The organism is Chryseobacterium sp. AG844, assembly GCF_003182335.1.
Classification (GTDB): Bacteria; Bacteroidota; Bacteroidia; order Flavobacteriales; family Weeksellaceae; genus Chryseobacterium; species Chryseobacterium cupriresistens.
The window spans coordinates 69,099-75,662 of sequence record NZ_QGTV01000021.1 but is presented as its reverse complement, the minus strand read 5'-3'; the positions used below and the strand labels follow the sequence as shown (position 1 = coordinate 75,662).

The following is a 6,564-nucleotide window of genomic DNA, read 5'->3' as shown; positions in this document are numbered from 1 at the left end:
ATTGTATCGAGTTTGCAATTGGGATTTTGTATATAATCCCCGTTCATATTCAGAGACAACTTGTCGTTTGAATGCCTCACTGTATTCTTGGACAGGGGACGATGTTTTTTTTAGATTCATAAGGATGACTAATTTTATGGTTTTTTAGTCAACCTTTTTCAGGACGAGACAAACAATAAAAAATCCCGAAAGTTACTTTCGGGATTTTTGTTGTATTACATTGGGCCGCCTTGCTGGTCATCACCTGCTGCATTGGAATTGATATCCTTTTTCTTTTTAGGCTGTTCGATTTTTTCTCCCTGCTTAAATCTGTAAGTTAAGGAAATAGCAAACTGTCTTGGCTGCCACTGCATATAGTTTCTTCGTGTATAATCATCATTGAAACTGAATATTTCTCTGCTTCTTGTATTGAATATATCCTGGATATTGAAGGAAATTGTTCCATCTCCTTTCCAGATCGTCTTGGAGGCACCAAGATTCAGAGCATACATATCCTCTGTATTCTGGCTGGCCGTTTTCTGTGCTCCTCTATAGAATCCCTGTAATTGTACACTTAAAGTTTTGTCAAGCTTAAATGTGGTATTAAGACGTGCTCTGGTAGAAAATCCGTTTCCTGTGAAATCCATATTGCGGGTTTGCTGCAGCTTATTTTTATCAATGGCATCGTAATAAGCAATTCCACTTGTTTTATATCCGAACATATCCAGACTTCCCATGATTTTCAACCATGCAAATGGATCATAAGTAAAGTTCAGATCCAATCCATAACGGTCATCATTTCCTAAGTTGATTGGTTTTGTATAAAATACACCCAGGCTTTCATCAGGTCTGTATACCAGCATTTTGGTATCATCAGTGGCGTGTCTGTAGTATAGGGTAGGATTAACCGTGAATTTTTTTCGGGTAATATTATATCCTACTTCAAATGAATCTACGTACGATGGATTCAGGTCTATGTTTCCTTCAAAAATATTCTGGCTGTTGCTGTAATTCGGGAAAGGAACCATAAAGAATGACCTTGGTCTGTCTATTCTACGGGAATAATTAAGCAAAATCTGATTATTTTTAGATACGTCATAGCTTAAGAATACACTTGGAAATAAATTGTTGTAGTTTTTTGTTTTATTTAATTGCGGATCATTAGGATTTTGATTGATGTAATTGATCTTTACATTGGAAAGTTCATCTCTTAAACCGAGCTGATAAGCAAATTTTTCACCGATTTTACTCTTAAATTGCAGATAGAAAGCATTGAATACTTCTTTATAATCTGTATTGTTATTGTAGCTTGGAATAAAAGGATTGTTGGAAGTACTGCTTACAAAATTATCGTAAGTATTATCATTCACATCCAATCTGTATCCTGCTTCAAGCTTGGATTGTTCTCCTATTGGCAGCTCATAGTCAGCTTTACCAATGATTGTTTTACTTAGTGAATATCTTCTGGTAATATCCTGTACATCAGGACGAAGGTCGTATATTTCCAGAATATCCGCATTATTGTTACTTCTGTTTCTTTGCAGACTTAATGATACGGATAAATTTTGCCCGTTATCATCAAATTTGTGATCTAATCCCAGATCTCCTTGGAAAGCAAGGTTATTGAAGACGCTTTTAGAATCTCTCCTTCCATACGGATTTAATAAATTCCATTTTCCTGCTGTAGTACTTGCATCCGGTGAATCTCTGAAAAACCTGTAAAAACTGTCATATGTATCAAGAAGTTCATTTCCGTCTCCTTCAAATGTTCTTACCAATCCCGTAAAATTGATTGAAGTCTTATCAGATAAATCATAGACAAAACCTGCACTTACATTATAATTTTTATTATACGTTTTATTCTCGGAGTTTTGCAATTGATGTTCAAGAACATCATTAGGCTGCTGGAAAGGAATCACATTGGGAAATGTGAGATTGTGATAGGTTGTTTCCGAATTATTCTTCGTCTTGTTTTCCGTGTAACCGCCGCCACCATTCAGGAACCAGGTCCAGTTGTTTTTTCTCCAGCTAAGGTTCGTATTAAGGGATGTTCTTGGAAAATATCCCAGTGACCCTACCACACTACCATTAAATCCTACCTTTTTGTTCTTTTTAAGGATGATATTCAGGATACCGGATGTTCCGCTTGCTTCAAATTTAGAAGAAGGATTGGTAATTACTTCAATTCTTTCAATCTGGTCAGCCGGAATACTCTGCAATGCATTAGCGCCGTCATCTATTCCAAGAAGGGCAGAAGGCTTTCCATTGATCAGAAATTTCACATTGGTACTTCCTCTCATAGAAACTGTTCCGTCCGTATCTACAGACACTGAAGGAACATTGGTTAAAACATCCTGAAGATTTCCTCCTTTGCTCACAATGTCCTGTGAAGGATCATATGTTTTCTTGTCAAGCTCTACTTTATAAGCTTTGGCTGCTGAAGCAGTAATAACAACACCCTGAATTTCTTTTGTTTTGCCATCAACCGTAGAAGAGGGCTCTGCTTCAATAGATAATGCACCGATGTTACCTGCTGTTGCAATATTTTTGCTGACTACACTTTTTTTGTAATCAATGGCTTCTACTGTAATTTCGTAATCGCCGGGCATAAGTTGCAGCTGATACTGTCCTTTTTCATCAGTCAGCACCGCATCACTTAAAGTTTTGTTGGTCTTATTGCTGAAAGTTACAGAAGCGTAAGGAACGGGTTGATTTTTTTTGTTGACAATGATTCCCGAAACTCCAGCCTTCTCCTGTGCAAAAGCCATTGCTGCCGCTGAAAGTACTAATGTAAGTCCTAAAGTTTTTCTGGTGAAAATAGTGACAATTTCTGTCTTATTCTTCATAGGTTATTTTTTTGTATAAGATCGTGAAAGAATAACCCTTAATATTTTGAATATCCATATCAATTTGATAGCCAAAACATTATGGTTGTTTGTTGTTTTCTAACTGTATAAGTTTCCTGGTGCTTTTTCTAAGCTTATTTTATATTTTTCGAGTTAAGCCAATCCTGATAAGCCTTCGCATTTACAGCATGTTCTTCTGCACTTGCCGTAAACTTGTGGTATCCGAATCTTGCCGGATCAGCACACATAAATATATAATTGTTGTTTTCAGCATTTAAAACAGCATCTATTGAGTTTTTATCCACTACACAGATGGGGCCCGGAGGAATACCTGCATTGGCATAAGTGTTATAAGGTGAAGGTGTCGATAAATGCTTATATAATACTCTTTTTATAGGTTCTTTAAAATTGGTCTGTTTATTAATCGCATAGATTACCGTAGGATCGGACTGAAGCTTCATTCCTTTTCTGTAACGGTTTAAATATAATCCTGCAATGGTTTTCATTTCATCCTTTTTCCCTCCTGATTCTTTATAAACAATGGAAGCTAAAGCATAGATCTGATCTCTTGTAAGACCGGACTGCTGCTCCTTGTTCTTTCTTTCACTCGTCCAGAAATCATTATACTGATTTTCGAACTTCGCAAAAAATTCTCTCGGACTTACTGTCCAGAAAAAATTATACGTATCGATGAAAAAATATTTTTTTAAATCTTCAACATTTTTATAGCCTTTCTCCTGTGCCACGGCATCCAGATCATTCACAAAATGTAATGAATCAATTTCCGTTTTTTTGGTCACCTTACCAATCATCTGATACATATCTCCAAAATCCCCGATTCTGTAAGAGTTGGCTGTCTGGTTACCTGCTTTGATCATATTGACAAGGTTTTTATTGCCTGTTCCGCTCTGGATGTGATAACGTCCTGCTTTGAAATTGGTATCAAGACCTTTTTCTTTAGCCACAGCTTCAAAAGATTCCCTGTCTTTAATATAAGGAGCAATAGAATCCAGGATCTGTTTAAAACCTGCTCTATGAGGAATCAGAACATAACCATCTTTTTCTACGTTGTTTCCTAAATATTTATTATAAAATCTCAAACCAAAAAATCCTGCCACTACAAAAACCAGCAGAATGATAATGAGAATAGCTTTTTTCATTCTTAAATGTTGATTAAAAGTTTTTTGTTTTAAAGAAGATCTGTTTTACCTCTAAAAACTTGCTTTGCAGGACCTTCCAGCCAAATATTCTGGAATGCATCACCACTTTTTTCAGCATATACCTTAAGGTTTCCGCCTAAAGTTTTAACTTTTACAGAGGTTAGATTATGTTTTTGCAGAAAAGTTAAAGCGGAAGCTGTAACTCCTGTTCCACAACTGTAAGTTTCGTCCTCAACGCCTCGTTCATAGGTTCTTACAAAAATTTCATTATCTGAAATTTTTTCTACAAAATTCACATTGATTCCTTTTTCTTTATATTTTTCAGAATTTCTGATGCCATATCCTACGTCATAAACGTCGTAATCTTTCAGATTGTCTACATATTTTACGTAGTGTGGAGATCCGGTATTCAGAACAAAGTCATTTCCGTCCTGTGAAACGGTGTCTACATTAATCATTTTTAATTTAATGATTCCGTTATGGATTTCAGCTTCATGTTCACCATCTGTCGCAATGAATTTGCATTTGTCTTCAAAGATGTCAAGAAAAAAAGCAAAAGCGACAAGGCATCTACCTCCGTTTCCACACATCGTACTTTCTCCGCCATCAGAATTGTAGTACACCATTCTGAAGTCATAATGAGGATCGTTTTCCAAAAGAATAAGACCGTCAGCACCTATTCCGAAACGTCTGTCGCATAATTTTTCAATACTGTCTTTATCTTTGGTAAACTGCAGATCCCGGTTATCTACCATTACAAAATCATTCCCTGTTCCCTGATATTTATAAAATTCCATATTTTTTTGTTAAATGAAGAAGCAAAATTACTATATTTAAAATAAAAAACGAACAGTGTTAGCTGTTCGTTTTCTTATTTATAATCGTTTTATCTAAAGCCGCCTCCGCTGCTCTGCTGTCTGTTTGAACTGCTGCTTTGGCTGCCTGAACTATTCCTGAATCCACCGCCGGAAGATTCTGATCTGCCGCTGTTACCATTGGAGTTTCTGAACCCGCTGTTATTCTGGTTTCTCTGGCTGTTCTGATTACCATTGTTTTGGTTTCTGAATCCGCTGTTACCATTGGAATTTCTGAACCCGCTGTTATTTTGGTTACCCTGATTGTTTTGATTACCATTATTCTGGTTTCTGAATCCGCTGTTGCTGTTGGAGTTTCTGTTGTTATTAAATCCTCCGTTATTGTTGTATGAACCGTTACTGTTAGTTGTACGCGTATTCTGGAATCCGTTTTCAGGTCTCGAAGATGAAGAAGATCTTCTTTCTACGTATACTTTTCTTCTGGAGTTATTATAGCTATCATAGTAATAAGGAATACCATTATCATAGTAATAATTAATATTGTTTCTATAATAGTAGCCATCATTACCCCAATATCCGCCACTTCCGTAATATCCTGACGGAGCATAGTAATACCCGTTGTTATAATACGGATCTCCATACCCATAGCTTCCGTTGCTTCCGTATCCGTCGGTATATGCTAAACAAGAGGTTAAACTGGTAATAGCAAAAATACTGAATGCTATTTTAAATAAATTTTTCATGACTTTATTGTACTTTTTTTTCTTTAAAACTTTTTTTCCAATTGACGTATCCTAAGATCGCCATTATAGTAAATACCAAATATTGAACCGAAGTGATTCCAAGTCCCTTAAAAATCATCATAGGGATGCAAATCAAATCTCCGATAATCCAGAAAATCCAGCTTTCAATGCGCTGTTTGGCCATCAACCACATGCCCACTAAAAATATTGAAGTTGTAAAAACATCCATCCAGTTGGCCCAATCCAGATGATACAATCCAAAACTGGTTCCTTCCATCGAAAACTGATGATCAATATAAGGTTTATAATAATAGATAAGGGTAACAAGTGCCAGGCTCAGTATAAAAAGGATGCTGGCATAGATCCATTCCTTTCTGGTGGCCCAGCTAACATCGACGTGAATATGATCATCAGAATTTTTTGCCCATAAAATCCATCCGTAGATACTCATTACAGTATAATAAACGTTGATCAGGCAGTCTCCGAGTAAGCCGAAGTTGAAAAGAATATAAACATAGATCAGCGTAGAAACAATACCGGTAGGGTATACCCAGATATTTTTTTTAATCGAAAAATAAACACTCAGAGTTCCAAGGACGGCGCCCGACGTTTCCAGCATAATCTGTAAAGTATCATAACCTTCATAAGGCTTTATGAAAAGATCATATAAATTCATAGTATCAAAAATAAAGAAATTTTGCTTTTAAGAAGTTTCCTGTTATTTATTAATAATAAAGTTCTGGTAAAATTTCCGGCTTTTTGAAAAATCAACGGGGAAGTGATACCTAATCAGAAAATCTATTTTTTCTGATTCTAAAGCAATTGTCAGATCATCATCAAATCGCTGTAGTTTTTTAACTATAAACGTCATTATTTATCCTTACAAATATTTTTTTTATAAAACTACGGATTACGGCATATTTGTATTATTACTGACTTTCTGATTTTGTGGATCAAAATCAGAACAGGAAAACTTCATGTCTGTAGAATACTATGAATAAGGTGCTGGTCAGGTTTTTAA

At 35.8% G+C, this 6,564-nt stretch carries 5 protein-coding genes; all 5 read right to left on the bottom strand.

Translation table 11 applies throughout. The features are described 5' to 3' along the window. Positions 1-215 precede the first annotated feature (215 nt). The 5 genes from DEU40_RS18105 to pnuC all read right to left on the bottom strand — a co-directional run bounded on the left by DEU40_RS18105 (position 216) and on the right by pnuC (position 6,219). On the bottom strand, positions 216-2,825 hold the full coding sequence (locus DEU40_RS18105; RefSeq protein WP_110011141.1) for a TonB-dependent receptor: 2,610 nt from the start codon (positions 2,823-2,825) through the stop codon (positions 216-218). Positions 2,826-2,959: 134 nt separating this feature from the next. Further along, entirely contained in the window at positions 2,960-3,985 is a 1,026-nt protein-coding gene (mltG, locus tag DEU40_RS18100; protein ID WP_110011140.1) for an endolytic transglycosylase MltG, read from the bottom strand. A gap of 29 nt (positions 3,986-4,014) precedes the next feature. Then, positions 4,015-4,782, bottom strand: a complete 768-nt coding sequence (gene dapF, locus DEU40_RS18095) for a diaminopimelate epimerase (RefSeq protein ID WP_110011139.1) — start codon at positions 4,780-4,782, stop codon at positions 4,015-4,017. An 89-nt stretch (positions 4,783-4,871) separates the two neighbouring features. After that, entirely contained in the window at positions 4,872-5,543 is a 672-nt protein-coding gene (locus DEU40_RS18090; protein WP_110011138.1) for a hypothetical protein, read from the bottom strand. A gap of 4 nt (positions 5,544-5,547) precedes the next feature. Then, positions 5,548-6,219 carry a nicotinamide riboside transporter PnuC gene (gene pnuC, locus DEU40_RS18085; protein ID WP_110011137.1) on the bottom strand — a complete coding sequence of 224 codons (672 nt, stop codon included), beginning with the start codon at positions 6,217-6,219 and terminating at the stop codon, positions 5,548-5,550. Positions 6,220-6,564 lie beyond the last annotated feature (345 nt).

Bases quoted from the DNA above. Each gene is read 5' to 3' on its own strand.
- dapF (WP_110011139.1), bottom strand. From the start codon at position 4,782: ATGGAATTTTATAAATATCAGGGAACAGGGAATGATTTTGTAATGGTA.
- DEU40_RS18105 (WP_110011141.1), bottom strand. From the start codon at position 2,825: ATGAAGAATAAGACAGAAATTGTCACTATTTTCACCAGAAAAACTTTA.
- pnuC (WP_110011137.1), bottom strand. From the start codon at position 6,219: ATGAATTTATATGATCTTTTCATAAAGCCTTATGAAGGTTATGATACT.
- mltG (WP_110011140.1), bottom strand. From the start codon at position 3,985: ATGAAAAAAGCTATTCTCATTATCATTCTGCTGGTTTTTGTAGTGGCA.
- DEU40_RS18090 (WP_110011138.1), bottom strand. From the start codon at position 5,543: ATGAAAAATTTATTTAAAATAGCATTCAGTATTTTTGCTATTACCAGT.